At 73.1% G+C, this 19880-nt stretch carries 23 protein-coding genes; 17 read left to right on the plus strand and 6 right to left on the minus strand.

Annotated features, from left to right (window positions below; translation table 11 throughout):
- Together IE287_RS25080 and IE287_RS25085 are read left to right on the plus strand one after the other, a co-directional pair.
- On the plus strand, positions 1-897 hold an 897-nt coding region (locus IE287_RS25080; protein WP_189851446.1), incomplete at its 5' end, for a hypothetical protein.
- Positions 897-1310 (plus strand): hypothetical protein, encoded by a 414-nt coding sequence (locus IE287_RS25085; protein ID WP_189851447.1) that lies wholly within the window; start codon positions 897-899, stop codon positions 1308-1310. The genes IE287_RS25080 and IE287_RS25085, both read left to right, overlap by 1 nt.
- Before the next feature lie 60 nt (positions 1311-1370).
- Here the strand turns inward: IE287_RS25085 and IE287_RS25090 are convergent, their stop codons facing one another.
- The gene (locus tag IE287_RS25090) at positions 1371-2714 is read right to left on the minus strand and encodes a M14 family metallopeptidase (protein ID WP_189851448.1); all 1344 of its coding nucleotides are present in this window, start codon (positions 2712-2714) and stop codon (positions 1371-1373) included.
- A gap of 196 nt (positions 2715-2910) precedes the next feature.
- Positions 2911-4650, minus strand: a complete 1740-nt coding sequence (locus IE287_RS25095) for a chitinase (RefSeq protein WP_189851449.1) — start codon at positions 4648-4650, stop codon at positions 2911-2913.
- Positions 4651-4973: 323 nt separating this feature from the next.
- On the opposite strand from IE287_RS25095, the gene IE287_RS25100 reads away from it, so the two are divergent.
- The 12 genes from IE287_RS25100 to IE287_RS25155 all read left to right on the plus strand — a co-directional run bounded on the left by IE287_RS25100 (position 4974) and on the right by IE287_RS25155 (position 14386).
- The gene (locus IE287_RS25100; protein ID WP_189851450.1) at positions 4974-5828 is read left to right on the plus strand and encodes a hypothetical protein; all 855 of its coding nucleotides are present in this window, start codon (positions 4974-4976) and stop codon (positions 5826-5828) included.
- Between the two features lie 34 nt (positions 5829-5862).
- Entirely contained in the window at positions 5863-6576 is a 714-nt protein-coding gene (gene cpaB / locus IE287_RS25105; RefSeq protein WP_189851451.1) for a Flp pilus assembly protein CpaB, read from the plus strand.
- Between the two features lie 9 nt (positions 6577-6585).
- Positions 6586-7845 (plus strand): CpaE/TadZ family protein, encoded by a 1260-nt coding sequence (locus IE287_RS25110; protein WP_189851452.1) that lies wholly within the window; start codon positions 6586-6588, stop codon positions 7843-7845.
- A 3-nt stretch (positions 7846-7848) separates the two neighbouring features.
- Positions 7849-8220 (plus strand): TadE/TadG family type IV pilus assembly protein, encoded by a 372-nt coding sequence (locus IE287_RS25115; protein WP_189851453.1) that lies wholly within the window; start codon positions 7849-7851, stop codon positions 8218-8220.
- A 95-nt stretch (positions 8221-8315) separates the two neighbouring features.
- Positions 8316-8876, plus strand: coding sequence for a TadE/TadG family type IV pilus assembly protein (locus IE287_RS39325; protein WP_308436882.1), 561 nt, complete (start codon positions 8316-8318; stop codon positions 8874-8876).
- Entirely contained in the window at positions 8873-10225 is a 1353-nt protein-coding gene (locus IE287_RS25125; RefSeq protein WP_189851454.1) for a TadA family conjugal transfer-associated ATPase, read from the plus strand. Before IE287_RS39325 ends, IE287_RS25125 begins: the two co-directional genes overlap by 4 nt.
- A 9-nt stretch (positions 10226-10234) precedes the next feature.
- Complete coding sequence (locus IE287_RS25130) at positions 10235-11176, plus strand: type II secretion system F family protein (RefSeq protein ID WP_189851455.1); 942 nt, start codon at positions 10235-10237, stop codon at positions 11174-11176.
- A gap of 15 nt (positions 11177-11191) precedes the next feature.
- Positions 11192-12082 (plus strand): DUF5936 domain-containing protein, encoded by an 891-nt coding sequence (locus tag IE287_RS25135; RefSeq protein WP_189851456.1) that lies wholly within the window; start codon positions 11192-11194, stop codon positions 12080-12082.
- A 182-nt stretch (positions 12083-12264) separates the two neighbouring features.
- Positions 12265-12474, plus strand: a complete 210-nt coding sequence (locus IE287_RS25140) for a Flp family type IVb pilin (RefSeq protein WP_189851457.1) — start codon at positions 12265-12267, stop codon at positions 12472-12474.
- A gap of 59 nt (positions 12475-12533) precedes the next feature.
- Complete coding sequence (locus IE287_RS25145) at positions 12534-13148, plus strand: hypothetical protein (RefSeq protein ID WP_229883722.1); 615 nt, start codon at positions 12534-12536, stop codon at positions 13146-13148.
- Positions 13149-13387: 239 nt separating this feature from the next.
- Entirely contained in the window at positions 13388-13744 is a 357-nt protein-coding gene (locus IE287_RS39330; protein WP_308436883.1) for a hypothetical protein, read from the plus strand.
- A 9-nt stretch (positions 13745-13753) separates the two neighbouring features.
- Positions 13754-14386: an OmpA family protein gene (locus tag IE287_RS25155; RefSeq protein WP_189851459.1), complete on the plus strand. Its 633-nt coding sequence runs from the start codon at positions 13754-13756 to the stop codon at positions 14384-14386.
- Between the two features lie 72 nt (positions 14387-14458).
- Here the strand turns inward: IE287_RS25155 and IE287_RS25160 are convergent, their stop codons facing one another.
- The 3 genes from IE287_RS25160 to IE287_RS39160 form a co-directional block, all read right to left on the minus strand.
- Positions 14459-14800, minus strand: a complete 342-nt coding sequence (locus tag IE287_RS25160; protein WP_189851460.1) for a hypothetical protein — start codon at positions 14798-14800, stop codon at positions 14459-14461.
- 1 nt (position 14801) lies between these two features.
- Entirely contained in the window at positions 14802-15335 is a 534-nt protein-coding gene (locus tag IE287_RS25165) for a DUF6232 family protein (RefSeq protein WP_189851461.1), read from the minus strand.
- A gap of 104 nt (positions 15336-15439) precedes the next feature.
- Positions 15440-16345, minus strand: coding sequence for a putative endonuclease domain-containing protein (locus IE287_RS39160; protein WP_189851462.1), 906 nt, complete (start codon positions 16343-16345; stop codon positions 15440-15442).
- 163 nt (positions 16346-16508) lie between these two features.
- Between IE287_RS39160 and IE287_RS25175 the strand changes: the two genes are divergently transcribed.
- From IE287_RS25175 to IE287_RS25185, 3 genes are all read left to right on the plus strand, one after another.
- Positions 16509-16997 carry a hypothetical protein gene (locus IE287_RS25175; protein WP_229883723.1) on the plus strand — a complete coding sequence of 163 codons (489 nt, stop codon included), beginning with the start codon at positions 16509-16511 and terminating at the stop codon, positions 16995-16997.
- Positions 16998-17066: 69 nt separating this feature from the next.
- Entirely contained in the window at positions 17067-18239 is a 1173-nt protein-coding gene (locus IE287_RS25180; protein ID WP_189851463.1) for a hypothetical protein, read from the plus strand.
- Between the two features lie 166 nt (positions 18240-18405).
- Positions 18406-19506 carry a putative hexosyltransferase gene (locus IE287_RS25185; RefSeq protein WP_189851464.1) on the plus strand — a complete coding sequence of 367 codons (1101 nt, stop codon included), beginning with the start codon at positions 18406-18408 and terminating at the stop codon, positions 19504-19506.
- Here IE287_RS25185 and IE287_RS25190 read toward each other — a convergent pair.
- A complete protein-coding gene (locus tag IE287_RS25190; protein ID WP_189851465.1) occupies positions 19467-19874 on the minus strand; it encodes a DUF192 domain-containing protein in 408 nt (135 codons plus the stop codon). The genes IE287_RS25185 and IE287_RS25190 overlap by 40 nt on opposite strands.
- Positions 19875-19880 lie beyond the last annotated feature (6 nt).

Raw genomic sequence — 19880 nt, forward strand, 5'->3', positions numbered from 1 at the left:
AACCCCACCACCGCCAGCGACCCCACCGGCCTCGAAAGCTGCTACCCCAACTACTGCGCCGGCAGCAACGGCACCTACGGCACCTACAAGGAAGAGAACGACCCGGAGGTCCAGCGGAAGAAGAACAAGGGGAGCAACACCGGCGGAGACGAGGGGGGCGACCAGGGAGGGGACCCCGGGAACCGGGGAAGCACGACGACGCAGGTGCCCGAGTGCGACCGCGAGTGCAAGGCATGGCTCGAATCCATTCCGTTCGACGCCACGGCTCCGCCCGGTGTCACGTGCGGTTCCACGACTTCCGGCAGCAACTGCTCGGGCGTGCCGAGCAAGGGCTGGGGCGACGTCGGCGGAAGCCAGCTCTTCTGGCTCTGGCTGCTGGGCCTGTCCCCGGAGTCCTTCAGCTTCGGTCCGGGCGACACCTTCACGGAGGAAGTCCGCAAGGACCATTCCATGGATCTGGTCCGCGAATCGATCAAGAAGAAGATCCTCACCGGAGAAATGGGCGGTAAGGGATCGTTCAACGAATTCAAGGAGGACGGTGCCTGGAGGCTTCCCGACGACCTCTGGAACATTCTCGTGCCCGACTTCATCTCCGGACGTGAGGACGTCGTGGAGGCCTCGGGAGGGAAGACCGGCAGCGAGACGGCCGCGTTCCTCGGCTCCTACACGTACGAGTACAAGGTGCGGGGCAAGGTCCACGACGGCGCGGCGAGCATCGACATCGTCCTGCGGAACAATACGAACTGGACGTCCGCCACGCATTGGCCGGGCGGCATGCGCGACTACTACGATGCGACGGTGGGAAAGGCCTTGGACACGGCCGGAGAGATCTCCGGAATCGGTGCCGAGGTCTCGCAGACGATCTCGTGGACGGAAACGATCCGGGTGACACCCTGATGAAGGCGAAGAGGCTCGCGGTCCTCGGAGGGGGCCTGCTCGTCGTCGGGGCCTTCCTCGCCTCGGCGCTGGGCTGGGACCCGAGGGATCCCGGGACCATCACCGCCCAGCAGCTCCGGGGCGAGTGGACGGGGGAGGGCGGGGCGTTCGTCGAGTTCCGGACGGACGGAACGTTCTGCGCGCGTGACTTCCCTGTCGAGCGGTCTCCCGAGCGGCTGATCACTTCGTGCGGGGACTGGTCCTTCAGCGACGACGGCGACCGGGACCAGGGCATCGACCTGGACTTCGACAGGCCCTCCTTCGCCCTGATCTCCATGGTGAGGGTGGCGGGCTCCGGCGGCGAGGGCGGGCTCTACGTCCTGTTCGACGTCGACGACGCCTCGGACAGGGCGGTGCTCCACCGCCGGCGGTGAGGGCCGGACCGGGGCCGGCGGGGGACTCCCCCCGCCGGCCCCGGTCCCGTTTCCCGGGGATCAGGCCGTGCAGTACTGCGCCTGCTTGCCGATCGAGCGGTACATGCAGTCCGCGTTCTCCAGGAGCTGGAGGACCGCGTCGCGGTTGCGGCTGGTCTCGCGCTCGATGACCTCGTCGGGCGGGTAGAAGCCGCCGTTCCAGGACGAGGTCGGGTACATCTCGAAGGTGTAGCCGAAGATCCTGTGGGTGCCCCACAGGTAGTCGTCGATCGAGCCGTCCGTGATGTAGAGGTCGCTCGACTGCTCCGCGGTGTAGCCGTTGCTCGCGGCCATCTTGCCGCCGACCGCGGCGAAGGCGTCGCGGTCGTCCTGGGTCATGCCGGGGGCGGTGTCGGCGTTGGTCCAGCCGAAGGGCCAGAGGACGAGTTCGCTGTAGGTGTGGAAGTCGACGCCGGCCTTGATCTGCTGCTTGCCGCCCACCACGCGGGAGCGGACGAAGTCGGCGACGACCTTCACCTCGGGGGCGGACTCGGGGGCGGCGCCCCGGTAGGTCTCGGAGGACTTGGTGCCGGAGGAGCCGCCGCAGCAGCCCCACTTGTAGTCCCAGTTCCGGTTCATGTCGGTGCCGATGTACGAGGAGCCGGAGTTGGGCTGGCGGTTCTTGCGCCAGCTGCGGTAGGAGCCGGAGGCGATGTCGTACTCGCCGCCGTCCGGGTTGAGGTCCGGCACGATCCAGATCTCGCGGCCGTTCACCGCGTTGGTGACCCGGGGGTCGGAGCCGTATCCGGCGCCCAGCTCGCGCAGCAGGTAGAGCGCCATCTCGACGGTGAGGTGCTCGCGGGCGTGCTGGTGGTGGGTGAAGAGGACCTCCGGCTCGTTCTCGTCCACCGCCACGTTGTCGCTGATCTTGACGGCGACGATGTCGCGGCCCTGGTAGCTCTTGCCGATGACCCGCTTGCTCATGATCGACGGGTGGGCGGCGAGGCGCTGGTCGATCTCCGCCGTCATCTCGGCGTAGTTGTGGTACTTGGCGTCGGCCGAGGGGAAGTCGAGCGGGCCGAGGGCGGAGCGGGCGGGCTCGCCCCGGTCCGGCGGGCCCGGCAGGGCGACCGGCTCGTAGCCGAGGGCGGCGAGGCGCGCGGCCTGGCGGCCGTCGGCGCTGACCACGACCGAGCGGGCGTCGACCTCGTCGATCGAGACGCCGGTGGCGGCGAGCGCGGTGCGGGCGGCGGGGGTGGAGGGTCCGGTGATCTCGTACTGCCGGATCACCTCCTCGCCGCCCCTGGCGGCGGTGGCCGGGTCGGCGCCGGCGGGTGAGGAGAGGGCGGAGAGGGGCGCCGCGAGGGCGAGCGCCACGAGGGCCGCGAGGGTGGCGGACCTTCTGCCGCGTCGGGGACGTCGCATGGTGTCTCCTGGGTGGGGAGTGTGGGGGAGTGCGACAACAGGTGCGGGTGTCCGGGGCACATGGTGGAGCCATGTCATGGACTGGTCAAGAGAGGTGCTTCGGCCATGATCGGTTCACGGTAGGCGACGGACCCCCCGGACGCGGCGAGGCGCCGCCGGAAGACCGGCGGCGCCTCGCGGGAAGGGTCCGTCAGGGTTACGGCAGGCCGTGGACGTGCGGGCCGACCGCGTTCGACCAGGCGTTGCCGGCCGTCGCGTCCCAGTTGGTCGACCAGGTCATCGCGCCCCGGAGGGTCGGCCAGGCCTGGGCGGGCTTGAAGGTGCCGCAGCCGGTCAGCTTCGTCAGGCAGTCGAGCGCGCTGTTCACGACCGACGGGGCGACGTAGCCGCTGCCCGCGCCCCGGGTGGAGGCGGGGACGCCCAGGCCGACCTGCGACGGGTCGAGGCCGCCCTGGATCTGGATGCAGGCGAGCGCGGTGAGGAAGTCCACCGAGCCCTGGCTGTACACCTTGCCGTCGCAGCCCAGCATCGAACCGCTGTTGTAGTACTGGGTGTTGACCACCGTGAGGATGTCCTTCACGGCGAGCGCGGTCTTGAAGTACTCCGTGCCCGTGGACTGCATGTCGATGGTCTGCGGGGCCATCGTCAGGACCATCTTCGGACCCGCCAGGGCGGACAGCTGGCGCAGCGCCTTGGTCAGGTAGGTGGAGTTGATGCCGTGCTCGAGGTCGATGTCGATCCCGTTGAAGCCGTACTCCTGGAAGAGGGCGTACGCGCTGTTCGCGAAGGCGGTGGCGCTGGCGTCACTGTTGATCGTGACGTTGCCCTTCTCGCCGCCGACCGAGATGATCACCGACTTGCCGGCCGCCTTCTTGGCCGCGATGTCGGCCTTGAAGTCGGCGACCGAGGTGTAGCCGACGGCCGGGTCGAGGTTGAAGACGATCTGGCCGGGCGTGGCCGTCGAGTCCGCGAAGGAGACGGCGATGATGTCGTACGCCGCCTGCACGTCGCGGAGCTTCTGCTTCGTGGCGCCGTTGTCGAAGTTCTGCCAGTAGCCGGTCACCGCGTGCTTCGGGACGGCCGGGTTGTCCCCGCCGCCACCGCCGGTCTTGGCCGTGCGGGCGCTCACCGCGGCCGACTTGGCGGACTCGCCCGCCGCGTTGGTCGCCGAGACCTGGAAGGAGTACGCGGTGTCGGCGGCGAGGCCGGTGACCGTGGTGGAGGTGCCGCTCACGGTCGCCGCGAGCGCGCCGTCCCGGTAGACCTTGTAGCCGGTCGCGCCGGAGACCGCGCCCCAGCTGAGCGGGACCGCGCTGGTGGTGGGGGTGCCGGCGGCGAGCCCGGCCGGGGTGGCGGGGACGACCGGGTCGGGGTCCTGGCCGCCGCCGCCGTCGGGACCGAAGACGCTCACGTCGTCCACGAAGTAGGCGGCGGTGCCGTACCACCCGTGGGTGTAGATCTCGACCGAGGTGGTCGAGGCGCCGGTGGTGAAGCTGGTGGTCAGCTGCTTCCAGGACGGGGAGTCGGGCGTCCAGGTGGAGACCGTGCCGGTGCCGGTCCCGGTGCCGCTCGCGCCGAGGTAGGCGTACCCGCCCTGGACCCAGGCGCTGAGCGCGTAGGTGGAGTTGGGCTTCACGGCGACGGTCTGCACGCACTTGGCGTTGTCGAGGCCGGCGGGCAGGGCCTTGAGGGCGCCGGCGCCGGTGCGGGCCGGGGTGGCGACGGCGGTGCCGCTGCCGGCCGAGCAGGACCAGTTGGCGAGGCCGTTCTCGAAGCCCGCGTTCCGGGCGTTGTTGACGTCGGCGGCCAGCGCGGTGCCGGCGCCGCCGACCAGGGCGAGGCCGGATCCGACGGCGAGCGCGAGGGCTCCGCCGAGCCAGCGGCGGGCGGCCGGCCGGCCGGTGACCGGGCGGGGGGTGGTGCGGTCCACGTGCATCCTCCGGTGGGGGAGTCGGGAGCTGGAGGTGCCGTACGTCGTCGTACGGGGAACTGCGGTCAGGGGATCGGGTCGGTGGCCACCGCCGTTGTCGCACCAAGTTGGTCCAGACCAATTGTGTTGTCAAGACCTCTGACGAAGACGCCGCCGCGCGGAACCGGAGGGTCCGGTGACGGGAAAGGGGGCGGGAGTTGACGGATTGTGTGTTCACCACCCCGGTCCGCGTGGATAAAGTGCAGAACAGTCGTGATGTGCGGCCCCCGGGGCACCCGAGGCCGGGCGGCCGCGGAGGCGCCGGGGGGACGGGAAGGCGGGGGACTCACGTGCCGACAGCGATCGCGGTCACCGGCGCCGACCTCGTGCTGCCGCCCACCGACCCCGCGACCCCCAACGCCGCCGTCCTCGCCGACCCCGCGGCCCGCACCCTCGACGACTCCCTCACCGAACTCCGGCGCCTCGTCGACCGCTTCGGCCACGTCCTCGTCGTCTGCCCGGCCGCCGCGCCCGCCGCCGTCGCCCACCGCCTCCACACCGTCCGGAGCCTCCTGGAGAGCGACCGGATCGCCCTGGTCAGGACCGACCTCCCGCCCCTCGGCACCGCCGTCCTGGTCCGCCAGCTCCGCCAGCTCTCCGCCTGCGACTTCAGCCCCGGCGTCCTCGCCTCCGCCGCCCGCCTCCTCGCCCACTACATCTACGCCGGAGCCGTCCTCGGCTCCGTCTCCCGCCTCGACCGCGTCCCCGTCAGCCTCGGCTCCCACCTCAAGAGCTGGCTCCCGGGCGCCAACTTCGCCGTCCTCGCCGGACCCACCCCCCGGATCGTCCGCGTCGGTGCCGACGAATCCGACTTCACCGGACCCGAGTTCACCACCCGCCTGCTGATCGCCCGCGGCCAGCTCGCCACCGAGTGGCCCACCACCGCCCTCGCCCCCCGCTGGTCCGTCGCCGGCCCCGTCGAGGAGACCCCGCTGCCCGCCGGATCACCCGCCTGGTGGGGCACCCCCAAGCTCGTCGAGTTCGCCGCGTACCTCCCCGACCTGCCCGTCCTCCACCAGCTCGTCGCCTCCGTGCGCCGCGAGACCTGCCACTGGTGCGGCATGGAACTCATCGGCGACCGCTGCGGCTTCTGCGCCGCCCCGCTCGCCGACGCCGCCCCGGTCCAGGCCGGACCGACCCGATGAACCCGCCCACGCCCCCGACCGAGGAAGAACGGCCATGAACTCCCGCCAGCGCCGCGGCGTCATCCTGCTGCTGCTCTCCGTCCTCTGCGCCCTCGGCGCCTTCGCCGGCGTCCTCGCGGTCATCAGCGACGTGAACGCCAAGGTCGGGCCGGAGACCACCGCGTACCGGGTGAAGAGCGACATCAAGCCCTATGTGCGGCTCAAGGCGAGCAACTTCGAGAAGATCTCCATGCCGGAACGCTGGCTCTCCGGCACCGCCGTCACCGACCTCGCCCAGATCGACGGGAAGATCGCCGTCACCACCCTCAGGGCCGGCTCCCTCCTCCAGAAGGACATGATCGTCGCCCGCCCCGCGCTCCGCCCGGGCGAGCAGGAGATCGCCATCATGATCGACGCCGCCACCGGCGTCGCCGGAAAGATCACCGCCGGCGCCACCGTCAACATCTACGCCACCTTCGCCGGCGAGAAGAAGGACGAACCGAGCCAGTCCCGGCTCCTCGTCTCCGGCGCCCGGGTCATCGACGTCGGCGTCCTCACCCCCTTCACCCCCCAGAAGTCCGGCTCCCGCGCCACCGTCGAGGCCGTGCCGATCACCTTCGCCCTCTCGCCCGTCGACACCCAGCGCGTCGCCTACGCCGAGTCCTTCGCGGAGCACGTACGCCTCGCCCTCGTCGCCCCCTCCGCCGACGGCGCGCCCGCCCCGCCCGCCGCCGGCGACCGCACCTACACGCTCGACAAGGACAAGTGAGGCCCGGCCATGCCCACCAGGATCCTGCCGGCCGTCGGCGACCCCGACGCGGCCCGGGCCGTCGCGGCCCTCCTCGGTCAGCTCCCCGACGCCGAACCCGTCCCGCCCGTCCCCGACTCCACCCAGCTCGTCGACACCCTCGCCCGGCTCGCCGCCGAATCCCTCGACGCGCTCCCCGAGGTCGTCCTCGTCCACGAGCGGATCGGCCCCGTCCCCGCCCTCGACCTCGTCCGCGAGGTCGCCCTCCGCTTCCCCGCCGTCGGCGTCGTCCTCATCACCGCCGACTCCGGCCCCGGCCTCCTCTCCGCCGCCATGGACGCCGGCGCCCGCGGCCTCGTCTCGCTCCCGCTCGGCTACGAGGAGCTGGCCGGCCGCGTCCAGGCAGCCGCCCAGTGGTCGGCCGGCTTCCGCCGCCACCTCGGCGGCGGCGCCGCCGAACTCCTCGCCGGCCCCGGCGGCACCCTCGTCACCGTCAGCGGCGCCAAGGGCGGCGTCGGCACCACCGTCACCGCCGTCCAGCTCGCCCTCGCCGCCCGCGCCGCCGGCCGCACCGTCGCCCTCGTCGACCTCGACCTCCAGAGCGGGGACATCGCCTCCTACCTCGACGTGCAGTTCCGCCGCTCGGCCGCCGACCTCGCCGCCATCACCGACATCTCGCCCCGCGTCCTCCAGGACGCCGTCTACGTCCACGAGACCGGCCTCTCCCTCCTCCTCGCCCCCGCCGAGGGCGAGCGGGGCGAGGAGGTCACCGACCGAGCCGCCCGCCAGATCGTCGGCGCCCTGCGGGCCCGCCACGAGGTCGTCGTCGTCGACTGCGGATCCCGCCTCGACAGCGCCAACGCCGCCGCCGTCGAGCTGGCCGACACCGCCCTCCTCGTCACCACCCCCGACGTCATCGCCGTCCGCGCCGCCCGGCGGACCGTCCGCATGTGGGAGCGGCTCCAGGTCCGCAAGGCCGAGGCGAGCGTCGCCCTGGTCAACCGCCACTCCCGCGCCACCGAGATCCAGCCCGCCCTCGTCCAGAAGATCACCGGCACCCGGATCGCCGCCGTCACCGTCCCCGCCGCCTACAAGGAGCTCCAGGCCGTCGTCGACGCCGGCCGCCTCCACGAACTCGACGCCCGCTCCACCGTCAAGCAGGCCCTGTGGGCCCTCGCCGGCGAACTCGGCCTCACCGGCCCGCCGGCCGCCCCCGCCCCCGGCAAGCAGCTCGCCCGCGCCGGCGACCGCGGCTCCCTGGGACTGCGGCGGCGCGCGGGAGGACGCTGAGCCATGCGACGGCGGGGGAGCGGTGACGGGGGCCAGGTGGCGGTGGAGTTCACCGGCATGGTCCCGGTCGTCCTGCTGACCATGGCCCTCCTGTGGCAGGTCGTCCTGGTCGGCTACACCTTCACCCTGGCGGGGAACGCGGCGGACGAGGCGGCGCGGGCCGCCGCCGTGGACGGCGACTGCGACGGCGCCGCGCGCCGGCACCTGGACGGGGCGTGGGCGGGGGCCGCGGTGCGGTGCGGCGCCCCCTCCGGCGGCATGGTCACCGTGACGGTCGAGGTCCCCGTCCCGATCCTCTTCCCCGGCCTCGGCGCCTTCGACGGCGTCGTGGCGACGGCGGGAGCGGTCCACGAGGGACCGGGGGAGGGACCGTGAACCGCTCACGAGGGGCCGGGGACGCCGCCCCGAACCGTCCAGGAGGGGCCGGGGACGCCGCCCCGAACCGTCCACGAGGGACCGGGGGAGGGACCGTGAACCGCTCACGGGGGACCGGGGAGGGGGACGCGGGCCGTCCACGACGGGTCCCGGACGCCGCCCCCGGCCGTCCGCGGGTGGGACCGGGCGGTACCCGGCCGGTCCGTACGGGCTCCACGGGCGACGCCCCCCGGAGCCGTACCGCTTCCCCCCGGAGCCGTACCGCTTCCCCGCGCGCCCGCCGCGACCGGGGCCAGGCGGCCATCGAGTACCTCGGCTTCCTGCCGATCCTGCTGCTCGTCGGACTCGCCGGACTCCAGCTCGGGCTCGCCGCCTACGCGGCCCAGCAGGCCGGGACGGCGGCCCGTGCCGCGGCGCGGGCGGCGACCAGGGACCTGGCCCCCGGCGAGGAGCGGATCGGCCCCGCCGCCGCCGCGGAGGCCGCCGTCTCCGGCTGGATCGCGCCCCGGGTCGAAGCCGGCGGCGCGGGCGGCGAGTTCACCGCCGTCGTCACCGTCGACGTCCCCCGGGTGATCCCCTTCTGGTCCTTCGACCCCGTCGTCAGGACCGCCACCATGCCCCTGTCCGGGTCCCCGGAGGAGGACGACCTGCCATGAGCCTGCGCGCCCGCATCCACCACGCCGGCGACGACCCGCGCGCCCTCGGCCCCGGCGGCCGGGAGGACGGCCACCTCGTCGCCTCCTTCCGCGCCAAACTCCTGGAGGAGATCGACCTCACCGAGATGTCCGCCCTGGCGGCCGCCGAGCGCCGGGCCCGGCTCGAACGCGTCCTCGGGCACATCATCAGCCGCGAGGGCCCCGTCCTCTCCACCGCCGAACGCGGCCGGCTGATCCGCCGCGTCGTCGACGAGGCCCTCGGCCTCGGCGTCCTCGAACCGCTCCTGGAGGACGCCTCCATCACCGAGATCATGGTCAACGGCCCCGACCAGATCTACATCGAGCGCGGCGGCCGGGTCGAACTCCTCCCGCTCCGCTTCGCCTCCCACGAGCAGCTGATGCAGACCATCGAGCGGATCGTCTCCACCGTCAACCGGCGCGTGGACGAGTCCAACCCCATGGTCGACGCCCGCCTCCCCTCCGGCGAACGCGTCAACGTCATCATCCCGCCGCTCTCCCTCACCGGCGCCACGCTCACCATCCGCCGCTTCCCCCGCGCCTACACCCTCCACGAGATGATCGGCCTCGGCTCGCTCGACGAGCAGATGCTGCTGCTCCTCTCCGGTCTGGTCCAGGCGAAGTTCAACATCATCGTGTCCGGCGCCACCGGCACCGGGAAGACCACCCTTCTCAACGCCCTCTCCGGCCTCGTCCCCGACGGCGAACGCATCATCACCATCGAGGACTCCGCCGAACTCCAGCTCCAGCAGTCCCACGTCATCCGCCTCGAAGCGCGCCCGCCGAACATCGAGGGCCGCGGCCAGGTCACCATCCGCGACCTCGTCCGCAACTCGCTCCGCATGCGCCCCGACCGGATCATCGTCGGCGAGGTCCGCGGCGGCGAGACCCTCGACATGCTCCAGGCCATGTCCACCGGCCACGACGGCTCCCTCGCCACCGTCCACGCCAACGCGGCCGAGGACGCCCTCATGCGCCTCCAGACGCTGGCGTCGATGTCCGAGGTCAAGGTCCCCTTCGAGGCCCTGCGCGACCAGATCAACAGCGCCGTCGACGTCCTCGTCCAGCTCACCCGGCACCCCGACGGCACCCGCCGCGTCACCGAGATCGCCATCCTCGCCTCGCACGGCCGGGAACGCTTCCTCCTCGCCACCGTCTGCCACTTCCAGGCCGAACCCCTCGCCGCCGACGGACGCGTCCACGGCCGGTACGTCCACCACCCGCTCCCGCGCCGCGTCGCCGAACGCCTCTACATGGCCGGTCAGCCCATCCCCCCCGCCTTCGGCGTGGCCGCCGACGACACCCGCCTCGCCACCCGGGAAGCGAGCTAGGAGCGCCCGATGACCGACCCCTTCTGGCTGACCGCCGGCGCGGCGCTGCTCGCCTGCGTCCTCGGCGTCACCGGCGTCCAGGTGTACGCGAACGGGGCGCGGCGCCACGCCGCGCTCGTCGCCCGCCTCGACGACACCGCCGCGCCCGAGGCCACCGGCCGCCGCAGGCGCCGCTTCCCCGCCCTGGACCGGCGGATCCGGACCACCGCCCTCGGCCGCACCCTGGAACGCCGGATCGCCGCCACCGGACTGGACGTGACCCCGGGCGAGTTCACCGTCGCCCTGGCGGTGACGGCGGCCGTCCTCTGGACCGTCGGCCAGGCCGCCCTCTCCCCCTTCTTCGGCCCGATCTGCGGCCTGCTGGGGGTGTGGGTGGCGCTCGGCTACCTCGGCTGGCAGCGGCAGAAGCGCATCGAGCGCTTCATCAACCAGCTCCCCGAGCTCTCCCGCATCCTGGCCAACGCCACCCAGGCCGGACTCGCCCTCCGGATGGCGATCAGCCTCGCCGCCGACGAGATGGAGTCCCCGGCCGGCGACGAACTGGAGAAGGTCGCCCAGCAGCTCGCGGTCGGCACCTCCCTCGACGACGCCCTGGAGGAACTCGCCGAACGCCTCCCCTCCCGCGAACTCGTGGTCCTCGTCACGACCCTGGTCCTGGCCAACCGGGCCGGCGGCACGGTCGTCTCCTCCCTCCGCAACCTCACCGAGACGCTGGAGCAGCGCAAGGAGACCCGGCGCGAGGTCCGCACCCAGCTCTCCCAGGTGAGCATGACGGCGTACGCGGTCCCCGTGATCGGCTTCGGCTCGCTCCTCCTGATCGACAACATGCAGCCCGGCGCCCTGGACCGGATGACCGGCTCGCCGCTCGGCCAGGGCGCGGTGGTCGTGGCGTGCGCGCTGTACGTCCTCGGCTTCGCCGTCATCCGCCGCTTCTCGAAGATCGACGTGTAGGGGCCGGTGCCACCGATGCTCGAACTCGCCCTCGCCCTCCTCGCCGGCCTCTCCGTCGCCGGCTTCGCCCACGGGCTCCGCCTCTACCGCGCCGACGCGCGCCTCCCCGACGACCTCCGCCTCGCCCTGGAGGTCGGCGCGACCCGCACCGGCGCGGTCGACTCCGCCGTCGACCGCCTCGGCATGCGCTGGTCCCCGGCGGTCCTGCGCTGGATGGGCCCGAAGCGGGTCGGCGCGGTCCGTCGCCGCATCGACCTGGCGGGCAACCCCGGCGGCCTCACCATCGACCGGTACGGTGCCCGGCGCGCCGTCTACGGCTTCCTCGGCGGCCTCGGCGGACTGCTGATGCTGACCAGGGGCTCGTACGTCACCGCCGCGCTCCTCTTCGCCTTCGGGGCCTTCTGGACGGAGGTCGGCATCTGGTCGGCGGTCCGCATCCGCAAGGACCAGATCGAGCGCACCCTCCCCGACTTCCTCGACGTCCTCGCGGTCGTCGTCTCGGCGGGCCTCGGATTCCGCCAGGCCCTGGAACGCGTCGCGGACAAGTACGCGGGCCCCTGGTCCGACGAACTCCGCATCACCCTGCGCCAGATGGACATGGGCGTCACCCGCCGCCAGGCCTTCGACGAGCTGCGCCGCCGCAACGACTCGGAGCAGGTCGCCCAGTTCGTCACCGCCCTCCAGCAGGGCGAGGAGCTGGGCGCGCCCATCGTCGACACCCTGATCCAGATCGCCGAGGACATGCGCCGCACGGACGCGCAGAACGCCCGCCGCAAGGCCGCGAAGGCGGTCCCCAAGGCGACGATGGTCATCACGACCCTGATGGTCCCGGCCACGATGATCCTGCTCGGCGCGGGCCTCTTCCTCGGCACGGGCACCGACCTCGGCTCGATCGCCGGCGAATGAGGCGGCCCCGATGCGACTTCCCCCAACTCCCCACGGACCCACCGCCCCAGGCCATACCCTGCCGGAGTACAAGGTCCCACCCATGACCCGATCTGACGAACGACCCCAGGGACCCTGTGCACCACAGGGACCACGGGCGTACCGTGCGACTGCGCAAGCGTCAGACCGCGGAGGGGACCACGATGAACGACGCGCTGCTGAAAGCCCTGACCAGGACCAGACTCTTCCTGTCCTCCCGGGGCGACCGGGGACAGACGGCGGTGGAGTATCTGGGGATCATCGTGGTGGTGGCTGCGATCATCATCGCCATCACCGGTACCGATATCGGAACGTCGATCTTGAACGCGATCCGAGACAAGATCAGCGACATCACGGGCGGCGGTGGCGAATAGCGACTGCGGCGACGGATGACGGCCAAGCCGTTCCCGCCTATGTGGCTGCCATTGCAGGCTTGCTCTTCCTGGCAGTCGTCTTCTTCGTGGTCGGGAAGGCCGCTGTCATCCGCAACGGAGCGCAGACCGCCGCGGATGCCGCGGTCCTCGCGGCCGCCCAGGACGCCAGGGACCAACTACGAGAGGGTTGGCTCGGGGTGATCGACGATCCTTTGCAATGGCAGAGCTTTGTCGATGGTGATGCCTACATCGACACCCTGTTGGCGTGCCGGAGCGCGACCGACTTCGCCGTCAGTAATGGTGCTGAGGTCGACGAGTGTTCGCCGATCGAGCTCGGCTTCCGGGTCACGGTGCACAGCACGAAGAAGGTGGGCGATTCGATCGTTCCGGGAGTGGAGGACCAGCAGGGCAGGGCCACGGCGGTGGCAGTGATCGAACCTCGTTGCTCGTTCGACCCTCCAGCGCCTACGCAGGAGCCGGAACCCACACGGGATCCCGATCCCACACCCGTACCGAACCCGACTTCGACGCCTTCAGCAGAGCCCGACGAGGAGCCCGAACCGATCACGGGACTTGTCTGTGACGGGGAGGGCGTGAGCATCGACCCCGAGGATCCTGTTCTTCCTGCTGTGAGCGACCTGTTCCGTATTCGACTGACCGGCGACGACGAGTAAAGGAAGCACCCTTCATGAAGATCTCTCGCACGAGAGGGGGGTTCATCGTCCTCGCTGCCTCTGCCTCGTTGCTCGTTGCGGGCTGCGGCACGGACGAGCCCAAGGCATCGCCAAAGCCGGCCGGGACATCTCAGGCTTCTCAACAGCCCGCCCCCACACAGACCGAGCAGAGCACCGAGAAGCCGGCGGAGGAGCCCGCCGAGCCCCTTACGGTAGCCAAGGGAAGGAAGGGGGTGGAGTTGGCGATCGAATCCGCAGAGCGCGACGCAGGCGGTTTCCTCACGATCAAGGGGCGTCTCTCCAACCCCACAGGGTCGTCGGTCGTCCTGCCCGGGGAAATGAGGGGCAACGAGACCGAGGTCGTGAAGCACGGTCTGTCCCTCGGCGGCGCCACCCTCGTCGATGGGGTCGGCAAGAAGCGCTACTACGTCCTCCGCGACACCGACGGACGCCCACTGACCACCACAGGTCTCGACAGCCTCGGGCCCGGTAAGTCCACCGCCGTCTTCATGCAGTTCCCCGCGCCCCCCGCCGCCACCACCGAGGTCTCGTTCCAACTGCCCACCTTCGAACCTGCCACGCTCAAGCTCTCCTGAGGCGGCGCCATGACGACGATGACAGGACGACGCAGGGTGGCCGCGCTGGTGGTGGCCGTGGTGGTGGTCTCGGGGACGGTCGGGACGGGGAGCGCGTTCGCCGACGATCCGCCGGGGAGCCGGAGTTCGTCCGCGCCGCCCGCGATCGACTCCAACGCGCCGGGGCTGATGCTGCCCGACGGCGCCACGCTCGCGCCCGCCAAGGTGCTGGACATCAAGCAGATCGTGGAGGAGGAGGGCGGCGAGCAGCGGCGTGAGGACACCAACGTCGACGTGACCTTCGCGCTCCAGGCCGAGGTGCTGTTCGCCAAGAACAGCGCCAGGCTCAGCCCCGCCGCCGCCGCCCGCATCAGGGCCATCGCCGCGGAGGTCCGGACGCAGGGGTCCGGCCGGGTGCGGGTGTTCGGGTTCACGGACAACCTGGGGACGTACGAGCACGGGCTGAAGCTCTCCAAGGAGCGGGCCGTCGCCGTGCAGGAGGTGCTCGCGCGCGAGCTGGACCCGGGGACCTCGTACGACATCCGCGGCTACAGCGAGGACTACCCCATCGCCGACAACCGCACCGAGGAGGGCCGGAAGAAGAACCGCCGCGTGGAGGTCTCCTTCCCGCGCACCGTCTCCTCCCGGGCCGCCGCGCCCTGAGCGGCGCCGGCGGTCCCGCGGCGCTTCCGCCGGGCGCCGGGGCGGCCCCGGCGGAAGCCCCGTACGGGGGCGTCAGGCGCCGAGGGAGGCCAGGAGGGCCTGGACCGCCGCCACGACGGGGCCGCCCACCGCGCCCACGAGGGCGGCGATGCCGGCGATACGGGTGAGGGGGCCCTCCAGTTCGGCCCGGGTCGCCCCGGGGCTGAGGTCGGCGGCGGCCGCGTCGAGCTCGGCGCGGCGGGTGTCGTCGAGGTGGGAGCGGAGGCCCTCGACGGCCGCCAGGAGGTCGTCCAGGGCCGTCGCCGGGGTGGCCGCGCCGACGGTCTTGCCGCCGGCCACGATGTCGCCCGAACCCGTGTGGCTCGCCTTGCCGACGCTGCCGGCGCCGTACTGGTGGATCTGGTCGCTGCTCATGTCACCCTGCCTGAATGTTGCCGTGTCCGAAGTGGCTGGCCTTGCCGATGCTGCCGGCGCCGTACTGCTGGATGAGGTCGCCGGCGACGGCGTGCTCGACGTGGAAGACCATCTGGGCGCCGCCGGGGATGTTGATGGCCTTGGTGATCTCCAGGACCAGGTGGTCGATCTCGTGCTTGTGGGTGCTCCAGACGGTGTCCCGCTGGGTGCCGGCCGTGTTCACGATCAGGCCGTAGAGGACCGGGAGGTCGGGCTGTCTGACCTTGACGACGAGACGCCAGATCAGCAGGCCGACGACGACGGCCACCACGACGTAGGCGACGGTGTTCTCCGTGGACTGCGCGAGCGCCGCGCCGAAGCCGAGCACCAGCCAGATCCGCACGATGCCGAAGAACAGGTCCTTGCCGATCTTCTTCTTCACGGGCACGAGGCGGCGCTGGCCCACGTGCGAGATGTTCCGCAGGGGGTACGCGTCTCCGCCGACCCATAACGACCCGGTGTGGATCTGCACCTCTACCGGGTTGTGGCGTGACATTCGCTTTCCCCTTTCCCAGGAAACCGGTGCTTCACTCTAGCGGAGCAACGGTCGCCCCCAGGGGGGTCAAGAAGGCTCTCCATCAGGGGAATTGGGCGCTCCGCTCACGGGGCGAGCCCGGCCAGCGCGGCCCGGATCTCCGCCGTCATCCGGGCCGGGTGCGCGAAGACCTCGCGGGCGGTGAAGCGCAGCACCCGGCGGACCTCCGGGCAGGACTGGAGCGCGTTGAAACGGGCCACGTCCCGCTCGTGCGCCCGCCGCGTGCCGTGGTACGCGTACCCCTCCACCTCCACCGCGAGCCCCGCCGCCCGGAACAGGAAGTCCGGACGGAGCGGACGCCCGCCGGGCGTCCGCAGGAGCGGCTGGCACTCCGGCCGGAGCGAGGCGTCGGCCATCCGCAGCCGGGCCACCGTCTCCGCCGGCGACCCCGCGGCCGGGTCCGTCAGGGGGAGCCAGGCGCGGGCGCGCGGTGCCCCGGGCCGCCGGACGGCCAGCTGCGCGACCAGTTCCTCGTACCGGACCGGAGGGTCGCGCCGCACGCCCTCCACGGTCCGGCGGGAGAGCGCCGAGTCCGCCGCCACCACGGCCTCCTCCCGGCTCCCGGCCGCCCGCATCAGGTCCGCGACCGTCCGCGCGGCCGTCGTCGCCCGCAGGCCCCGGCGCAGGCAGACGTCCTCCGGCGGGAGCGACGCCCGGGAGGCCGCCGGCGCCGGCGGCCCTGCCGTCCCTGTCGCCCGCGTCCTTCCTGCCGCTCCCGCCAGGACCTCGATCCGGTGCAGCCGCGCCGCCGTCCCGAGGCCGCAGACCCGCCGCGGGCGCAGCAGCTGGAGGGCGGTCTCTTGGACCCGCCAGTCCGTCTCCTTCCCCGGCACCGCCCAGGCGCCCCGGCAGATCCGCTGCCAGCCCTCCCGGCGCAGGCACGCGGCGAGCCGGCCCGGCGGCCAGCCCGCCGCGAGCGCCCGGGCGGTGAGGAGGACCCCGCCCCGGGCGAGGGTCGCCAACTCGTACATACGCCCAACGATCCACGGATGGGGGACACTTCGCACCCCCTGTGGAAAACCGGGCGAAAGTTGTCCCCAGGAAAGCGCAAAAGTGTCGGGACGCGGGGCCGGGGGAGGAGCATTCTGGACCGAAACACCACAACGCTCCGGGGCAGGGCCGCCGATGCAGCACTTGAGACCTCAGACCGCGACCGACACGTCCGCCGACACGTCCGCCAGGACGTCCACCGACCTGTCCGCCGTGACGTCCACCGACCCGTCCACCGACCCGTCCGCCGACACGCCGACCGGTCCACCGATTCCCCCGCCGTCGTCGGGCGTACAGCTCGTCCACGACCTCCTCCTGCACGTCCCCGCCTTCCGGGGCGCCTACGAGAGCCATGTCTTCCGGCAGGGCGGGGTCCTGCCGCACGTCTTCTTCTGGGACGTCGTCCAGGGGACCGTCCGCTCCTTCCTCGCGCCGGAGGCGGAGCCCGACTGGCGCCGCACCCTCGACTTCCTGGAGGAGCGGTGCGGCCGCGGCGACACCGCCGTCGACGAGGTGATCGTGACCTCCTTCCTCGGCGACCTGCCGTCCCCGCACGAGCCCGGCCACGGCATCGTCCGGCAGCTCGGCCCGGTGATGGCCGCGAAGTTCGGACGGATGCGGCCGCAGGGCTGAACGGGCTTCACGCACACGGTGCTTGGGTAGCTTCCCGGGGATCATCCGAGGTGCCCGGGAGGCGGACGCGTGCTGAGCGACGACGAGGTGCTGGCGGCCGTCCGGCGCAGCCCCGAGGGAGCCGGAGGGGCCTTCCCGGCCGACCGCGCCCGCATCACCCGGCACCTCCTCGTCGAGGGCGAGATAGTCCGCTGCGTGGAGACCCGCACCGAGGCGGCCCGTTTCCACAAGGGCTCCCGCGACCTGTCGGACCTGCCGGAGTACGACGACCTGGCCCGGCACCCGGTGCCCGCGCCCGCCGACCCGGCGGCCGGCTCGACGCTCCGGCTGGTGCGGCGCGGTTCGGTGGCCCCCGGCATCTGCGTCTGCGCCGACGGCAGGAAGCACTGCGAGCGCTGCCGGGGCGCCGGGCACGTCACCTGCCCGAAGGCCGTCCGCTGCACCGCCTGCCAGGAGGGCGCGTCCTGTCTGAGCTGCGACGGCTCCGGCTCCCGCACCCGTGAGCCGGCCCCGCGGCCGGAGGACGAGCGGGCGGCCCGCGTCACCTGCCGGGAGTGCGGCGCCAAGGAGTCGGCGTGCGCGAAGTGCCGGGGGACCGGCACGCGCAAGTGCCCCGAGTGCGGCGGGAGCGAGGCCCGCACCTGCCCGGAGTGCAAGGGGAAGGGCACCGTGGTCCACGACGTCTGCGGGGGCACCGGCAGGTTCGTGCGGTGGACCGAGGGGGTCGTCACCCGTGTGCCGGTCACGGACGCGCTCAGGGAGACCTCCTCGCTCCCGTCCCGCGCCTTCGGGTGGACCACCGGCCGGGACGCCTGGACCCGCGTCGACGCGGAGGGCGAGAAGGCGATGTCCCCGGACGGCCTGCACGCCGCGGACGCCCGGCGCGACCCGGACGCCGAGGCCGCCCCGAAGAGCGCGGACGACCCGGACGCCGAGGCCGCCCCGAAGAGTGCGGACGGCGCGGACGGTGCGCCGGGGATCGACGAGGCCGCCGTCGCCGCCTACCTGAAGCCCCGGCTCGCCCCGCACCCCGGCGAGGTCGGCCGCCGCGTCCGCCTGCGCCACCTCTCGGTCGCCCGGGTCGCCCACGCCGATCGCCCCGACCGGGTCTTCCTCGTGATCCCCGGGCCGAGCTCGCCCCGCGTGGTCTCCCTGCGCTCCCCGCGCCGCACCCGCCAGCTGGTCGGCCTCGCGCTCCTCGTGCTCGCGGTCGCCGTCGTGATCGCCGGCCTCCTGAACTGACCCCCACGACCCCGCCCCCGCTCCCGGACGTCACCCCGTCCCCGCTCCCGGACACCGCCCCGAAGACCGCCCGGACACGCCCTCGGAGATCACTCCGGAGCCCGCTCCGGGCCCACCCCGGAGGCCGCCCCGAGGCGCCCCGCGGCACCCCCGGATAATCGACCGCATGTCCCCGCCGACCCGCCGTTCCCCGCTCCTCCTCGCCCTCGGCGGCTACGCCGCCACCCGGCTCCTGGGACTCCTCGTCCTCGCGATCGCCGCCGCCGCGACCGGCAAGGACGGCTTCCACCGGCTGAGCGGGCGCTGGGACTCGGTCTGGTACACGCGGATCGCCGAGCACGGGTACGGGTACCGGGTCACGCTCCCGAACGGGGACGTCCACTCCGACCTGGCGTTCTTCCCGCTCCTCCCCGCCCTCGAACGGGGCCTGTCCGCCGTCCTCCCGCTCGACGCGGCCGGCGCCGGGCTGCTGGTCTCCTGGACCGCCTCGGCCGCCGCGGCCTGGGGGATCTTCCGCTGCGGCGAGCACGTCGTCTCCGCCCGCGCCGGGATCCTGCTGGCCGTGCTCTGGGGCGTGTACCCGACCGCGTTCGTGCAGTCGATGGCGTACACGGAGACCCTCTTCACCGCCCTCGCCGCCTGGTCGCTGTACGCGGTGCTGCGCGGCCGCTGGCTCCTCGCCGGCCTGCTCTGCGCGCTCGCCGGACTCACCCGGCCCACCGCCGCCGCGCTGATCGCCGCCCTCGGCGTCACCGCGCTCGCGGCCCTGCTCCGGGACCGCCGGCTGCCGTGGCGGACGGTCGCCGGGGTGCTCCTCGCACCGCTCGGCTGGCTCGGGTACGTCGTGTACGTCGGGATCCGCGAGTCGAGCGCCACCGCCTACTTCGACGTGCAGGCCGCGTGGGGCAACTCCATCGACGGCGGCGTCGCCCTCGCCCGCTTCATCGCCTCGCTGCCCCGGCCCGCGTCGCTCGGCCTCTGCGCGGCCCTGGCGCTCCTCGCCTGGCTGCTGGCGCTCTGCGTGCGGCAGGGCCAGCCGCTGCCGCTGCTCGTGTACACGGCCGGGGTCGTCGTGGTGTCGCTGGTCGGCGCCGCGTACTTCGGCTCCCGGCCACGGCTGATGATGCCCGCCTTCGGCCTGCTGCTCCCGCCGGCCGCCGCGCTCGCCCGGCTCCGCACGGGCACCGCCGCCGCGGTCCTCGCCGTGCTCGCCCCGGCCTCCGCGGCCTACGGCGCCTTCACGCTGCTGGGTCCCGGCCCGCCCTGACCTCCGCCGGCGGGGTCCGTCGTGACGGTCACCCGGACCCCGGGCCGCAGCCCCCACCCCGCCATCGCGCCCGCCTCCGCCTCCAGCACGTGCCGGGCGCGGAGCCGGAGCGCCCCGAGCCGGCCCGGGCGCATCGTGACCACGGCGAGCACCCGCAGCTCCCGGTCGAGGTGGGCCACGTCGATCGGGAAGCGCATGCCGAAGGTGTGGACGCTGTTCGCCGGGGTGAGGAGCAGCGCCCCCGCGACCCCGTCCCGGCCGAGCAGCCCGCGCCGCCGCGCCCGGTAGGACGCCGCGACCTCCACCGGGACCGCCGCGCCCCCCTGCACCGACAGCGTTCCCGTCCCGTCCCGCAGACTCCGCCCCATGCGCCC

The organism is Streptomyces omiyaensis (assembly GCF_014650895.1).
Taxonomy (GTDB): Bacteria; Actinomycetota; Actinomycetes; order Streptomycetales; family Streptomycetaceae; genus Streptomyces; species Streptomyces omiyaensis.